The sequence below is a fragment of the Microbispora corallina genome (assembly GCF_016863035.1).
Classification (GTDB): domain Bacteria; phylum Actinomycetota; class Actinomycetes; order Streptosporangiales; family Streptosporangiaceae; genus Microbispora; species Microbispora corallina.
The window spans coordinates 169,917-183,584 of record NZ_BOOC01000030.1 but is presented as its reverse complement, the minus strand read 5'-3'; the positions used below and the strand labels follow the sequence as shown (position 1 = coordinate 183,584).

Genomic DNA, 13,668 nt, shown 5'->3' with positions numbered 1-13,668 from the left:
GCGGCGACCCCCACGGCCACCTGCACCAGCCCCTGACCTGAGGACAGCGGCCGGTCCGGCGCCACGTGCGCCGGGCCGGCCGGCGATCACCCCCGGCGTGTCCCCGCCGGCGCCCACCCGGTCATGGGTGAGCCGCCTCGATCGGGCACGCCCCGAATCCCGGCTCTGGGCGGGGACCACCACCCCCGCAGTGGCGGGCTGGGCCTGCTCACGCGGACGGACTCCATCCGCTGTCGCAGGCCCCCGCCACCTCCTGACCTCGCTCTCCTTCCTGGCGAGGACGGGCCTCCGGCGCGACGCGACCCGCCGCGCCGGAGGCTCAGCGGGTCTCCCCGGAGCTCGCGAAGAACACCCGCGACGGACGCCTCGTGGCGGACGCCCCCTGACGGACGTGCTCCGTCACGGACGCGCCCGTACGGACGCGCCCGTTACGGACGCCCCGCGACGGCGCGCCGCAGAACCGGGTCATCGGCCGGGTTCACTCGCACCGGCAGGCGGGTCAGTCCTGCTCGCGGACCCGGTGGGCATGGGCCGGATACACGCCGATCAGCCGCATGTCCGAGGAGAAGAAGCGCAGCTCCTCCAGGGCGAGGGCCACCCGGCTCTCGTCGGGGTGCCCTTCGATCTCGATGTAGAAGCGGCTGGCCTTCAGCCCGGCGCCGACCTGGTAGCTCTCGATCTTGGTCAGGTTGACGGCGTTGCTGGAGAAGCCGCCCAGTGCCTTGTACAGCGCGCTCGGGATGTTCCGTACGGAGAAGAAGAGGCTCGTCATCGTGGGCGCGCCCGTGTCCGGCGGGACCGCGGAGTCGCGGGACAGGACGACGAAGCGCGTCGTGTTGTCCGGGGTGTCCTCGACCCCGCCGCGCAGCACCCGCAGCCCGTACAGGGACGCGGCGCCGGGCGGGGCGAGCGCCGCGTGCCGGGGGTCGCCGAGCTCCGCGATCTCTCGGGCGGCGCCGGCCGTGTCGTCGGACACCAGCGTCCGCCAGCCGCCCTCACGGAGGATCTTCCGGCACTGGCCCAGGGCGTGCACGTGACTGCGGACGCACTCCACCTGGTCGAGCGACCCGCCGGGCACGCCCATGAGGTCGAAGTGGATGGGCAGGAAGTACTCCGCCACGATCCACAGCCCGGTCTCCGGCAGCAGGTGGTGGACGTCCGCGACACGTCCGGCGGCGGAGTTGTCCATGGGGATCACCGCGAGGTCCGCGGCGCCCAGCGTGACCGCCTCCAGGGCCTGTTCAAAGGTCGTGCAGGGCAGTTCCCGGCCGTCGGGGAACAGGTCGCGGGCCGCCGCGGCCGAATTCGACCCCGGTTCCCCCTGGTAGGCGATGGTCACCATGAGCTGGTCGATGTCTCCGGGATCGTCGGCCCGGTGGCTGTGCCCACCGGATACGGGGTCGGGAACGGGTCCGCGCCGCCCCGACGGCCGGCCGCGACGGCCGTCCGGCGTTACGGCGGTCCGGGCGTGACGGTGTCCGCGGCGCGACGTCCGCCACTGGGGGTCGCGCCTCGCATGCTACTGCGACCGCGGCCCTGGCCGGGACGGTGGCCCCGCCCCGAACGCGGCGCCGACGGCTGGTCCGATGTGGCCTCGGCCTGCCGTGAACGGCCGGGACCGGGCTCCTGGAATCGTCCCCGGGCCCGGTCCCGTGGCGTACGTGGCGCTCAGCCCACGGGCAGCGCGAGAGCCTCGGAGTGGCGGACGGCCTTCATGATCTCGTCGGACACGGGGGTGCCGGCCGTGGCACGGGCCAGCAGCACGGCGCCCACGAGAGTGGCCAGGGCCACCAGCCCGGCCTCGCCCGGAGCCACCCAGTCGGCCATGTCGCGGACGCCCGCGGCGTAGGTCTCCCGGGGCCGCAGCTCCCGCGCGAAGTCGGCCACGAACCCGACGGCGGGGCAGCCGTCGCCCGGGTCGTCGCGGTGATGGGCCGAGAGGTAGTCGTCGACGAGCCAGGACCACGCCGCCTCGTGACCGCCGTGTTCCTCGTCGAGGGCGGTCAGCTGCTTCATCCTCTCGGTGAGCGCGTGCGCCGTGGCCTCGTCGACGAGCGCCTCCTTCGACGAGAACTGCTTGTAGAAGCCGCCCTGTGTCAGGCCGACCGACTGCATGACGTCCACGATGCTGACGTTCTCCACGCCCTTCTCGCGGAAGAGCCGGGACGCGGCCTCCACCACGCGCTGCCGGTTCGCCCGCGCCTCGGCCTGGGAAACTCGGCTCATGCCCCACCCGTCCCTCTCCGTACGCTCGGCGCACAGGCACGCTACTAGAACGATGATATGTGACATCTAAGTTGGCGGCACCGATCGGGGCCATTAGCCTCGGTGGGTCGCGCGGATGCCGGGTAGAGACGGGGGCCGTACGGGGATGTCATCGAATCCGCCGTCAGACGAGGAGCTGACCCTGCGGGCGCAGGCGGGCGAGGCGGGCGCGCTCGGCCTGCTGCTGGAGCGCCATCAGGCCGGGATGCGGGCGGTCGCGCTGAGCCTGCTCGGAGCGGTGCCCGACGTGGACGACGCGCTGCAGGACGCGGCGCTCGTCGCCCTGAGGAGGATCGGGGACGTCCGGGACCCGGCGGCCGTGGGGGCGTGGCTGCGGATGGTGGTCCGCAACGAGTGCCGCATGCGGCTGCGCGGCCTTCCCCACCTGCCGCTGACCGAGCAGGCGCCCGCGACGGGCGGGCCGACCCCCGAGCAGGTAATCGAGGACCACGCGCTGCGCGACTGGGTGTGGCACGCGATCGACCAGCTGTCCCCGCCCCTGCGACTGGTCCTGATGCTGCGCCATTTCAGCGGGGTGACGTCGTACGAGCAGATCGCGGCGGTGTGCGACGTGCCGGTCGGGACCGTGCGCAGCAGGCTGGGCCAGGCCCGGGCCAAGGTGGCCGAGGCGCTGCGGGCGACGGCGGTGCTGGCCCACGACGACGCCGCCCTGCGCACCGCGGCCAGCCGCCGCGAGGCGATCGAGACGCTGGCGGCCGCCGAGCGGGGCGCCTTCGCGCGGGTCGTCGAGGAGCGCTGGTCGCCCCGGGCCGAGCTGATCGGCGGCCGGGGTGAGCGCGGGGGGCGCGACCTGGCGATCCGGGGCATGGAGTGCGACCTGGAGGCCGGGGTCCGGCAGCGGTTCGCCGACGGGGTGGCCGGGCGCGACGTCGCCATCTGGGAGATGGACATGGTCAACCCCACGGACGACCCCCACCACTGCCCGCCGTCCGTCGTGTGGGTCATGTCCCTCGACCAGGGGCGGGTCAGCCGGCTGCGGCTGTTCCATCCGGCGGCCTGAGCGGTCCGGCCCGTGTGAGGAGGCTCACAGCGGCCGGATCGAACTTTCCTCCTCGCGGCGCATCTTGCCGGTGCAACCGCCGACAAGGGAGGAAAAGACATGGACACCGCGCACCCGCTGGCGCCGGGCCCCCACACGGTCGACGTCGAGGGCGTCGCCCAGCGTTACCACGTCGCCGGGTCCGGGCCCGTCTGCCTGGTCCACTCGGGGGGCCCCGGGCTGTCGTGGGAGTACATGCGGATGCCCGCCGTCGAGAAGCACCTGACCACGGTGTACGTCGAGCCGATCGGGACGGGTGAGTCCGGCCGCCTGCCGTCCCACCCTCATGGGTACACCCGGGAGCGGTACGCCCGCGCCCTCGACGGCCTGATCGCACATCTCGGCGTGCTCCGCGTGCACCTCATCGGTCACTCGTACGGCGGGTTCGTCGCGCAGCACTACGCCCTGACGCGTCCCGAGCGGCTCGCCGGAGTCGTCCTGTACGACAGCGCGCCGGTGACCGGGCCGGAGCAGTTCGCCGAGGCGGCACGCGCCATGGAGGCGTTCGCGCTGCGGAACGCCGGCAGGCCCGGGCTCCAGGGCGTCCTGGACACGTGGCAGTCGCTCGGCTCGCTCGCGGACGACGAGGGGGTCACGCGGGCGGCCCGCGGGATACTGCCGGCCTACATCGCCGACTACTGGGACCGCGAGGAGGAGTTCGCCCCCCTCGTCTCGTCCGTGCGGGGCGTGTTCGTCTCCGGCCTCGACGAGGACCTCGTCCCGGATCTCATCGACGACCGGCCGTCGCTGGGCTCGTTCACCGTCCCGACGCTGGTCGTCGTGGGCCGCCACGACGTCATCTGCGGGCCGCGCTGGGCCGGTGAGCTGGCCGACGGCATTCCCGGAGCCCGGCTGACCGTCCTGGAGGGCAGCGGCCACCTCGGCCACATCGAGGAGCCGGAGGCCTTCGCCGCGGCCGTGGCCGCCTTCGCCGCCGAGACGGCCGAGTGAGCAGGGCGCGTCAGCGCGCGGGCGCGGCCGGCTGAAAGCGTCGCGCGACGGGGCGCGGCCGGCTGAAAGCGGGCGCGCGAGGGGCGCGGCCAGTTGCCATCGGCCGCGTCCCCGCCCGTCGGCGGCGCTGCGCGTCGGCCGCGGTTCGCGGACCTCGCGTCTCGCGGGCCGGACAGGCCGCAGGAGCCCGGCCACCGCGTATACGCGTCGTCAACGCCGCGCATGCGGCCGGGCCCTACCGTCTGCGCCATGTCCACTCATGCGATTTCTACCGAACATGATTATGTTCCCGTGATTCCGGAGAGCGACACCTCCGCGGAGCAGGAAAACGGGGGCAGCGTCCTGGGCCTGCTCGAACGCATCGGGTCCGTCGTGGTGCCCGTCGCGGTGGCTCTCTACGCGGTGCTCTACATCGGCGTGGAGCAGATGTACGCCGTCTTCGGGGTCAACCCCCAGCAGGTGGGCGTCGACCAGTCGGTCCTGCTCGGCCGCATGATGAGCACGCTGGTGCTGCTCCTGCTGGCCGCCGTCCCGCTGATCGGCGTCGTGGTCGGCGTGGGCTGGCTGATCGACAGGATGACCGGCGGCGCGGCGGGCCGGGTCCTCCAGGCGATCAGGAGACGTCCCTGGATCGCGGCCGCGCTGGCGGCGGTGTGGTGCGGGGCGACCTACTGGGGCGTCTTCCGCGTCCTCGGCGAGCTCGACCTGTTCGTCATGGTGGTCATCGCGGTCGGGCTGGGCGTGCTCGCCTTCCTGGTCCCGTTCCGGCTGCTGCGCCGCAAGCCGGTGGGCCGGGCCGGGATCAAGGTGCTCGTCGGCGGCCTGACCGGGGTCGGCCTGGGCTTCCTGCTCATCCTGGGGCTCGTCGAGGGTGCGGTCGACGTCCAGGACACGGGGCAGGCCAGCGACCTGCTGAGCGCCGTGGGCTTCCAGGACCAGTGGACGGTTCTGAAGAGCGCCGACAACGACAAGCCGCTCTACGACGGCCGCTGGATGATGCTGCTGGGCGAGAGCGACGGCACGTACGTGCTGTACGACTGCGACAAGCTCGAGACCTTCCGCAGGCCCATGGAGACGACGAACCTCAGCCAGATCCAGCTCGACCCCGATCGCAGGGCCGGTTTCACCTGCGGCGACCTCGCCAAGTAGGACGCCCCCTCACCACCGGGCCGACGGCGCGCCGTCGGTCATCCCGATTGCGCGCTGAAGAACAGTTATTTAAAGGAGCATGAAATGATTTCCGCCATTATCGGCGCTCTGATCAGCGGTCTCATCGTCGGCGGCCTCGGCCGGCTGGTCCTCCCCGGGCGTCAGGACATCGGCTGGGTCGCCACCATTCTTGCCGGCATCGTCGCCGCCGCCGTCGGCAGCGGGCTCGCCTACCTCCTCGGCTTCGCCGACAAGCTCCTGCTGGTGCTGATCGTGGAGGTCGTCCTCGCCGCCGTGTGCGTGTCGATCGTGGCGAAGATGGGCTCGAAGAACAGGTCCTGAGGGTCCGGAGGCGGGACAGCGCCTCCGTGACGTACGCCGGGCTCAAGGGTGCCGGCGACCGTGAGGCGGCCGTGGCGGGAGCAGCGTGCTCCGGCGACGGCCGCCTCCGCCGTGTGACCGGACGGTGACGGACGGCGGTCGGGGCGGAGAAAGACGAGGGCCGGGGGCGGCCCGCCCCCGTGCGATAGATGGGCCGCGACATCCATATGATGGCGACCGCCCGCCGTGCTCGCGACGACTCCAGTTCCGAATGGTGATCACTTGTCCAGAATCGAAGCCGCCGACGACACCGTGCCCGACGTCCAGACCTACGGGGACGAGCGGCGGCTTCCCGCGCGTGCACGAACGGGCGCCGGGGTCATGACCGGGGACGGCCGGCGATGAGCACCGGACTGCGGGCCGCCCTGCTCGGGCCCGTCCAGGCGTGGCGCGGCGACGTGGAGCTCGACCTGGGCGCGCCCCAGCAGCGGGCCGTGCTCGCCCTCCTGCTGCTGCGGGAGGGCGAGGTGGTGTCGTCCGACGAGATCATGGACGCGGTGTGGGGGGAGCGCCCGCCCCTGAGCGCCCGGGCCGTCGTGCGCACCTACATCTGCCGGTTGCGCCGCGTCATGTCCTCCTCCGGGGACGGCGAGCAGGTGATCCGGTCGTCGGGCGGCGGCTACGCCGTCTCCCCCGACGTGATTCAGGTGGACTGGGACTCCTTCCGGACGCAGGTGCGCGAGGCGCAGGCGGTGCGCGCCGACGGGGACACCGCCGAGGCCGCTCACCGGCTGCGGTCGGCGCTGCGCCTGTGGCGGGGCTCGCCCCTTGCCGGAATCCGCGGCGACTACGTCGACCAGGAGCGGACCCGCTTGGTCCAGCGCAGGGTGGCGGTCCTCGAGGAACGGCTGGAGCTCGACCTTGAGCTCGGCCGGCACGCCGAGGTGTGCGAGGAGGTGACCGAGGCCGTCGACGCCGAGCCGATGCGCGAGCGGCTGCGCGAGCTGCAGATGATCGCCCTGTACCGGTCCGGCCGGCAGGCGGAGGCGCTGGCGGTGTACGACGAGGTGCGGCGGCTGCTCGCCGAGGAGCTCGGCATCGACCCCGGCTCCGCCCTGCGCGAGCTGCACCAGCGGATCCTGGTCTCGGACCCCGGGCTGGCCGCGCCGGCCCCTCGGACGCTTCCGGTCCAGACCCCCGACTGCCCGCCCGCCCAGTTGCCGGCCGTGCCGCCCGGCTTCGTGGGCAGGGAGGCGGAGCTGGCCGCCATCCAGGACGCCCTCCGTCCCGGCGGGTGGACGCCCGTCGTGGCGATCACCGGGCTCGGCGGCGTGGGGAAGACGGCGCTGGCCGTCCAGGCCGCGCACGCGATGCGGGACCGCTACCCGGACGGCCAGGTCTACGCGGACCTCGGGACGTCCAGCGGCCGGCCGGCGTGCCCCGGCGACGTGCTGGGCTCGTTCCTCCGCTCCTTCGGCCTGCCGGAGGAGCGGCTGCCCGCCGGCGTCGAGGACCGGGCGGCGCTGTGGCGGACCGTGCTGGCCGATCGGCGGGTGCTGATCCTGCTGGACGACGCCCGCGACGCCGACCAGATCCGCCACCTGCTGCCGGCGGCGCCGGGGTCGGCCGCGATCGTCACCACCTGGCGGCACATGTACGACCTGTCCGCCCGCTGGATGCGGCTCGACGTCCTGTCCCCGGCCGACGCGCTGGAGATGCTGGCCCGGCTGGCCGGGCACGGGAGGGTCCTCGGGGAGCGGCAGGACGCCCTGGACCTCGTCGGCCTGTGCTCGCACCACCCCGTGGCCGTACGCGTGGCCGCCGACCTGCTGCAGGCCAGGCCGCACTGGACGCTGCAGGAGCTCCGCCTGCGCATCGAGGACGACCTGTACCGGGCTCCGGCCGACTACGGCGGCTGCCCGGCGATCGAGGAGCCCCTGTTGCGGGCGCAGGGCCGGCTCGACCCGCAGGAGGCCGCCGCCTTCCGGCTCGGCGCGCTGTCCGACGGCGAGCTGACGGCGGAGTCGGTCGCGGCGCTGCTCGGCGTCCCGCGATCCCGGGCGTACCGGCTGCTGGAGTCGCTGGCTGACACGCACCTCGTGCTGCCCGGGCCGTACGGGACCTATCAGTACCTCGGGCTGGTCAAGGCGTTCGCCAGGCGCCAGGCGTGGGAGCGCGAGTGCGCCGATCGGTGCGACGCGGCGCCGGGCGGGCTGTCGCAGGCGCGGCATCCGGAGGCACGGCACCCGGAGGCGCGGCACCCGGAGGCGCGGCACCCGGAGGCGGCGCCGCCCGGGGGAGGGCGCGGCCCGTTCCCGCGGGCCGAACGGGAGCTGATCGACGTCCGCCGTCTGGGACGTTCCTGAGCGGCTGACCGCGGCGGATGGCGCCGGCGCCCGCGCCGGGGGACGATCAAAGTCATGGAGACCGCGGAGCAGTACGCCGAGTTCGCCGCGCGGGAGGCGCACGGGGTGTCGGCCGCGTACGAGCGGCTGGCGCGCGCGGTCTCCCGCGACGAGGAGGTGCTCGCGCTGCTCGGCGGGCTGCCGGCGGCCCGGCGGCAGCCGAACCTGCTGTTCGGCGTCGTACGGCTCCTCGGCGGCCCGGTGGACGACCCTTCCGCGTTCCACGACCACGTAGTGGGGAACTGGCCGGCGATCGAGGCCGAGATGCGCACCCGGGCGACGCAGACGAACGAGGCCGGGCGGTGCGCCGTCCTGCTGCCCGTGCTGGCCACGCTGCCGCAGCCGCTCGCGCTGCTGGAGGTGGGCGCGTCCGCCGGGCTGTGCCTCTACCCCGACCGGTACGCCTACCGGTACGGCGACCACGCCATCGGCTCCGGCGAGCCGCTCCTGGAGTGCGCGGCCACCGGGCTGACGCCGCCGGGCCGCCTGCCCTCCGTCGTGTGGCGGGCCGGGCTGGACCTGAACCCGCTCGACGTGACCGATCCCGCGGACGTCGCCTGGCTCGACGCCCTCATCTGGCCGGAGCACACGCACCGGCGCGCCCGGCTGCGGGCCGCGGCCGCCGTCGCCGCGGCCGAGCCGCCGCTGCTGGTGCGCGGCGACCTGGCCGACGACCTGCCGGCCCTGGCCGCGCGGGCGCCGGCCGGCGCGACGCTGGTGGTGTTCCACACGTCCGTGCTTTACCAGGTGCCGCGGCCGCGGCGGGAGGCGTTCACCGAGGTGGTGTGCGGCCTGCCCGGTCACTGGATCTCGAACGAGGCCGCCGGCGTGCTGCCGTACGACGTGCCGGGTCACGGCGCGGTGCCGGCGCCGCCCGGCGGGGCCCTGCACAACCTGCTCGCGCTGGACGGCACGCCGCTCGCCTGGACCCGGTCCCACGGCCAGGCGATGGTCTGGTTCGGGCGCGACCGCGGCTCTCGTGACACGGTTGACCCTGACACCGTGTGAGGCCGTAGACCGGGGGCGTCATGTTCACCATTGGAGATTTCGCCCGTCTCGGCCGGGTTTCGGTCCGGATGCTGCGGCACTACGACGCGCTCGGACTGCTCCGGCCCGCCAGGGTCGACCATGTCACCGGCTACCGGTACTACGAGGCGGGGCAGCTGTCCCGGCTCAACCGGCTGATCGCGCTCAAGGACCTCGGCCTCAGCCTCCAGCAGATCGGCACGATCCTGGAGGAGAAGGTCGGCCCGGAGGAGCTGCACGGCATGCTGCGGCTGCGCCGGGCGGAGCTGGAGGCGCGGATGGCGGAGGACACGGCGCGCCTGGCCAGGGTGGAGGCGAGGCTCCGCATGATCGAAACGGAGGGCGTCATGCCCGTGGACATCGTGATCAAGAGTGTTCCCCCGGTCCGCCTCGCCGAGCTCAGCGGCGTCGCGGAGAGCTACGAGCCCGACAAGATCGGACCGGTGATCCAGCCGCTGTACGACGAGCTGTTCATGCGGCTCCACCAGGCCGGTCTCGCCGTCACGGGCCCGGCCGTCGCCTACTACGAACAGGTCCCCGAGGGCGTGCTGGTCCACGCCGGGGCGCCGGTGAACGCGGAGCCGGGGGCGGTCTACGACTTCGAGATCGTCGACCTGCCCGAGATCGAGGAGGCGGCCACCATCGTCCACCACGGCTCCATGGACGACGTGGACGCCACCGGGCAGCGGCTCGCCCAGTGGATCGAGGACAACGGCTACCGCAGCATCGGCCTCGCCCGGGAGGTGTACCACGTGTACGGCCACGGCGACCCCGCCACCTGGGTCACCGAACTGCAGGAGGCCGTCTCACGCGACCGCTGAGCTCCCGGCGCGGAGCCCCCGGCCGCCCGAGGCCGGGGGTTCCTTCGCATGGGGTCAGAACCTGAGCCACACGGTGACCGCGCCGCACGCGCCGTTCGAGAGGTCCCTACCGCCACGCTACGTCCGCGCGGGCGCTTTCGCCTTCACAGCCAGCCGTCCAGGGCCGCCAGGAAATCCTCGTGCCGGCCGTACCAGACGCTGTGCCCGGCGCCCGCGACCGAGCGGACCGCGAACCCGCGGGCGCGCAGCCCCTCCGCGGCCTCCTGCGAGACGTACCGGCTGGGGTCGGCGCGGACCAGGAGCGAGGGCGCCACAAGGGGAGGGGTGTTGTCCGGCCCGCCGACGCGCCGGGAGTGCAGGCTCACCGTCGTGGCGATGTCGAACAGGGTGGCGGCCTCCACCTCGACCGCGATGTCCTGCTCGCTCCACCACGGCCGTTCCCGCCGCAGGTGCTCCGCCGTCCTGGCCGCTCTGGCCTCCTCGAGTTCGGCCGCGAAGGCGTCGGCGTCGAGACGGTCGCGTGCGGGGCCGAACGGCGTATCCACGTAGACCGCGCGCTCCGGCCGCAGCCTGGACACGGCGGCGGCGAGCACCGAGCCGCCCAGCGAATGCCCCATCGCGAGCCGGGGCCGGGCACGCCCAGGGCGCATCCTCACCGGCGTCCCGGGCCTGCCCGCTCCGGGGTCAGGGGGCGGCCAGTGCTTCGGTGGGGGACAGGCGGGCGGCCCGGATCGCGGGGTAGAGCCCGGCGACGCCGCCGATGAGCGTGGTGGCGGCGAGCGCGCCCGCCGTCGCCCAGAGCGGCACGACGGCCGGCCAGCTCCGGGAGGCGGCGTACGCCGCCGTGACCGCGATGCCCAGCAGGACGCCGCCGGTCCCGCCGAGCACCGACAGCAGCAGCGACTCCGAGAGGAACTGCACCCGGATCTGCCCCCGGGTCGCGCCGAGGGAACGGCGCAGGCCGACCTCGGCCCGGCGCTCCAGCACGGAGACGACCATGGTGTTGGCCACCCCGACCCCGCCGACCAGCAGCGCCACCGCGCCCAGGCCGAGGAGCAGCCCGTTCAGGGCGGCGTCGGCCGCCCGGCGCGCGGCCAGGGCCTCCGAGGGCCGCGACACGGTGACGTCGCCGGGCGCCTCCGGGTCGGCGGTGGCGGCCAGGACGGCGCTCACGGCCTCGACCTGGTCGTCCCGTGCCCGGGTGTACACGGTCGTGGCCCGCCCGTCGAAGCGGAACAGGTCTGTGGCGATCTCCCAGCCGACCAGGACGGACGTGTCCAGCCCGGGCACGAGCGCGACCGGGTCGAGCACACCGACGACCGTGAACCGCTCGCCGCCGACCAGGATCACCGCCTGCGGGCTCGCCCGTCCGACGCCGAGCCGCTCCGCCGCGGCGGCGCCGAGCACCGCCGCCGGGTACCGTTCCGTGGCGCCGTTGAGCCAGGCGCCGCCCCGCAGGGTCGCGCCGACGGTCCGCGGCAGGTTCGTGCGGACGGCCAGCACGGACAGCCCGTTCGTCTCCACCCGGGGAATCCTGTCCGAGCGGTACACGGCGGCCCGGCCGATCGTCCCGGTCGCCGAGACCGCGGTGACCGGGCCGATCCGCGCGATCATCGCCTCGGCCTCCACGGGCAGTTCGGCGTCCTGGCCCTCGGCCGTCTGCCCGGGGGCGACGGTGAGCAGGTTGGTGCCGAGCGCGGCCAGCTGACGGTTCAGCTCCTCCCGTGAGGACGACGAGATGCCGACCACGGCGACCATCGCGGCGATGCCGATCGCGATGCCGAGCGCCGACAGCAGCGCCCGGGCCGGCCGGGCGCGCAGACCGGCCGCGGCGAGCCGGGCCACGTCACGCGGGGCCATGCGGGCGGGCGCGAGCCGCGGACGCCCTTGGTACGCGGTCACGACGAGGTCACCGCCTCGGCGTCGTCGCTCTCGATCCGGCCGTCGCGCACGCGCACCTGCCGGTCGAGCCCGGCCGCGACCTCGGCGTCGTGGGTGATGACCACGACGGTCGTACCGCCGGCGTGCAACTCCCGCAGCACGGCCATGACGCCCTGGCTGGAGGCGGAGTCGAGGTTGCCGGTCGGCTCGTCGGCGAGCAGCAGGGCGGGCCCGCCGACCACCGCGCGGGCGATCGCGACCCGCTGCCTCTCGCCGCCGGACAGCTCGTGCGGCTCGTGGCCGAGCCGGTGCCCGAGGCCGACCCGTTCCAGCGCCGCCTGGGCGCGCCGCCGCCGCCCGGCCAGGCCGACCCCGGCGTAGAGCAGGCCGTCGGCCACGTTGTCGAGGGCCGGTACGCCCGCGGCCAGGTGGAACTGCTGGAAGACGAACCCGATCCGGGTGGCGCGCAGGGCCGACAGCTGGCGGTCGGACAGCCGCGACACGTCGTACCCGTCGACCACCACGCCGCCGGAGGTGGGCCGGTCGAGGGTGCCCAGCATGTGCAGCAGGGTGGACTTGCCCGACCCGGACGGGCCCACCACCGCGACCAGCTCGCCGGCGCCGATGGTCAGGGTGACGCCGTCGAGGGCGCGCACGCCGCCCGGGTACGTCTTCGTCACGTCGGTCAGCTCGATCATCGCGGCATCCCCACAGTCATGCCTTCGCGCAGCCCGTCCCCGGTGACCTCGACGCGGCCGTTCGCGAACAGGCCGGTCGACACCCTGACGTAGCGCGTGGCGGATCCCTGGACGACCTCGACGCCGTACCCGCCCTCGGCGAGCGCCACCAGCGCCGCGACGGGGACGGTGAGGACGTTCTCGCGCTCGGCGGCCGTGAAGGCCACGGTGACCACGGCCGCCTGGATCTTCCTGGCCGCGCCGGGCCGGTTGAGCGTGACGGTCGCCTCCAGCATGGTCTCGGCCTGACCGCCGGGCGTGGCCGGCTGCGCGACCACCGTGTGGACCCGTTCCACCCGGCCCGCCACCTTCGCGCCGCCGGGTATCAGCACCCGCACCCTGGCGCCCTGCCGGGCCAGCCGCTGCTCGGACACCTCCAGCCGGACCGTCACCACGCGGCCGGTCCCCGTGTACCGCAGCACCTCCTGCCCGCCGCCGGTCGACTGGTTCACCCCCGCCGTGACGGCGTCGACCCGGATCGGGCCCGGGGCGAACAGCACCCGGCCCTGTTCCACCTGGCCGGTCTGCGGCAGGCCGAGGCGCCGCTGCCACCGCGTCACCGCGATCGCCGTGGCCGTCGTGTACGTGCGGTCCACCGTGAACCCGCCGTAGCCCAGGGCCTTGAGGTTGTCCTCGAGCTGGCGCACGTCGCGGCCGACGGAGCCGGGGGCGAGCGTCCGGTACGCGGCGACGGCGCCGTACAGCAGCACGACCGGCCTGTCGTCCACCCGGTAGATCGCCCCGCCACGGCGGACGACGGCGCCGGGCAGCGGCACCCGGGTGATGACGCCCGGGATCCGGCCGGGCAGAGTCGCCGTCGCGCCGTAGCCCAGGTCGCCGGGCAGCTCGTCGGTGTCCAGCATCGTCTGCCGCGTCACCGTGGCCGTCGCGGGCGGCAGGTCCACCCCGGTCCGCGGGCCCGTGGTCTCGCCGCCCAGCCCGATCGCGGCCACGGCGCCCGCTCCCACCGTGAGGGCGACCGCGCCGGTCACCGCGACGGCCCGGCCACGTCGCGTACGTCGTCCGGCGGGCGGGCTCGTCACGGCCGTCGC

At 74.5% G+C, this 13,668-nt stretch carries 14 protein-coding genes; 8 read left to right on the top strand and 6 right to left on the bottom strand.

The annotated features are described in order from the left end of the window. Positions 1-499: 499 nt before the first annotated feature. Both Mco01_RS27060 and Mco01_RS27055 read right to left on the bottom strand, forming a co-directional pair. Positions 500-1,342: a prephenate dehydratase gene (locus Mco01_RS27060; RefSeq protein ID WP_204059670.1), complete on the bottom strand. Its 843-nt coding sequence runs from the start codon at positions 1,340-1,342 to the stop codon at positions 500-502. Between the two features lie 326 nt (positions 1,343-1,668). Next, entirely contained in the window at positions 1,669-2,226 is a 558-nt protein-coding gene (locus Mco01_RS27055; protein ID WP_204059669.1) for a TetR/AcrR family transcriptional regulator, read from the bottom strand. Between the two features lie 145 nt (positions 2,227-2,371). Here Mco01_RS27055 and Mco01_RS27050 point away from each other — a divergent pair, with 145 nt between their 5' ends. The 8 genes from Mco01_RS27050 (at position 2,372) to Mco01_RS27020 (ending at position 9,998) form a co-directional block, all read left to right on the top strand. Next, entirely contained in the window at positions 2,372-3,286 is a 915-nt protein-coding gene (locus tag Mco01_RS27050) for an RNA polymerase sigma factor (protein ID WP_204059668.1), read from the top strand. A gap of 99 nt (positions 3,287-3,385) precedes the next feature. Further along, a complete protein-coding gene (locus Mco01_RS27045) occupies positions 3,386-4,276 on the top strand; it encodes an alpha/beta fold hydrolase (RefSeq protein ID WP_204059667.1) in 891 nt (296 codons plus the stop codon). A gap of 291 nt (positions 4,277-4,567) precedes the next feature. Further along, positions 4,568-5,425, top strand: a complete 858-nt coding sequence (locus Mco01_RS27040; RefSeq protein ID WP_239103940.1) for a hypothetical protein — start codon at positions 4,568-4,570, stop codon at positions 5,423-5,425. A gap of 84 nt (positions 5,426-5,509) precedes the next feature. Beyond that, positions 5,510-5,767, top strand: a complete 258-nt coding sequence (locus Mco01_RS27035; protein ID WP_204059665.1) for a GlsB/YeaQ/YmgE family stress response membrane protein — start codon at positions 5,510-5,512, stop codon at positions 5,765-5,767. Positions 5,768-6,028: 261 nt separating this feature from the next. Further along, the gene (locus Mco01_RS39895) at positions 6,029-6,151 is read left to right on the top strand and encodes a hypothetical protein (RefSeq protein ID WP_275410581.1); all 123 of its coding nucleotides are present in this window, start codon (positions 6,029-6,031) and stop codon (positions 6,149-6,151) included. Further along, positions 6,148-8,112, top strand: a complete 1,965-nt coding sequence (locus Mco01_RS27030) for an AfsR/SARP family transcriptional regulator (protein ID WP_204059664.1) — start codon at positions 6,148-6,150, stop codon at positions 8,110-8,112. The genes Mco01_RS39895 and Mco01_RS27030 overlap by 4 nt, the downstream gene beginning before the upstream one ends. Before the next feature lie 54 nt (positions 8,113-8,166). Further along, the gene (locus Mco01_RS27025; protein WP_204059663.1) at positions 8,167-9,159 is read left to right on the top strand and encodes a DUF2332 domain-containing protein; all 993 of its coding nucleotides are present in this window, start codon (positions 8,167-8,169) and stop codon (positions 9,157-9,159) included. Between the two features lie 20 nt (positions 9,160-9,179). Beyond that, positions 9,180-9,998, top strand: coding sequence for a MerR family transcriptional regulator (locus tag Mco01_RS27020; RefSeq protein WP_204059662.1), 819 nt, complete (start codon positions 9,180-9,182; stop codon positions 9,996-9,998). 143 nt (positions 9,999-10,141) lie between these two features. On the opposite strand, the gene Mco01_RS27015 is transcribed toward Mco01_RS27020, so the two are convergent. The 4 genes from Mco01_RS27015 to Mco01_RS27000 are packed head-to-tail and all read right to left on the bottom strand — an operon-like array spanning position 10,142 to position 13,659. Then, positions 10,142-10,648 carry an alpha/beta fold hydrolase gene (locus Mco01_RS27015; protein ID WP_204059661.1) on the bottom strand — a complete coding sequence of 169 codons (507 nt, stop codon included), beginning with the start codon at positions 10,646-10,648 and terminating at the stop codon, positions 10,142-10,144. Between the two features lie 34 nt (positions 10,649-10,682). Next, positions 10,683-11,858, bottom strand: coding sequence for an ABC transporter permease (locus Mco01_RS27010; RefSeq protein ID WP_204059681.1), 1,176 nt, complete (start codon positions 11,856-11,858; stop codon positions 10,683-10,685). 38 nt (positions 11,859-11,896) lie between these two features. Beyond that, positions 11,897-12,577, bottom strand: a complete 681-nt coding sequence (locus Mco01_RS27005; protein ID WP_204059660.1) for an ABC transporter ATP-binding protein — start codon at positions 12,575-12,577, stop codon at positions 11,897-11,899. Continuing rightward, positions 12,574-13,659 carry a peptidoglycan-binding protein gene (locus Mco01_RS27000; protein WP_204059659.1) on the bottom strand — a complete coding sequence of 362 codons (1,086 nt, stop codon included), beginning with the start codon at positions 13,657-13,659 and terminating at the stop codon, positions 12,574-12,576. Before Mco01_RS27000 ends, Mco01_RS27005 begins: the two co-directional genes overlap by 4 nt. Positions 13,660-13,668 lie beyond the last annotated feature (9 nt).

Coding starts and splice junctions, on each gene's coding strand:
- Mco01_RS27060 (WP_204059670.1), bottom strand. CDS start 1,342: ATGGTGACCATCGCCTACCAGGGGGAACCGGGGTCGAATTCGGCCGCG.
- Mco01_RS27055 (WP_204059669.1), bottom strand. CDS start 2,226: ATGAGCCGAGTTTCCCAGGCCGAGGCGCGGGCGAACCGGCAGCGCGTG.
- Mco01_RS27050 (WP_204059668.1), top strand. CDS start 2,372: ATGTCATCGAATCCGCCGTCAGACGAGGAGCTGACCCTGCGGGCGCAG.
- Mco01_RS27045 (WP_204059667.1), top strand. CDS start 3,386: ATGGACACCGCGCACCCGCTGGCGCCGGGCCCCCACACGGTCGACGTC.
- Mco01_RS27035 (WP_204059665.1), top strand. CDS start 5,510: ATGATTTCCGCCATTATCGGCGCTCTGATCAGCGGTCTCATCGTCGGC.
- Mco01_RS27030 (WP_204059664.1), top strand. CDS start 6,148: ATGAGCACCGGACTGCGGGCCGCCCTGCTCGGGCCCGTCCAGGCGTGG.
- Mco01_RS27025 (WP_204059663.1), top strand. CDS start 8,167: ATGGAGACCGCGGAGCAGTACGCCGAGTTCGCCGCGCGGGAGGCGCAC.
- Mco01_RS27020 (WP_204059662.1), top strand. CDS start 9,180: ATGTTCACCATTGGAGATTTCGCCCGTCTCGGCCGGGTTTCGGTCCGG.
- Mco01_RS27015 (WP_204059661.1), bottom strand. CDS start 10,648: ATGCGCCCTGGGCGTGCCCGGCCCCGGCTCGCGATGGGGCATTCGCTG.
- Mco01_RS27010 (WP_204059681.1), bottom strand. CDS start 11,858: ATGGCCCCGCGTGACGTGGCCCGGCTCGCCGCGGCCGGTCTGCGCGCC.
- Mco01_RS27005 (WP_204059660.1), bottom strand. CDS start 12,577: ATGATCGAGCTGACCGACGTGACGAAGACGTACCCGGGCGGCGTGCGC.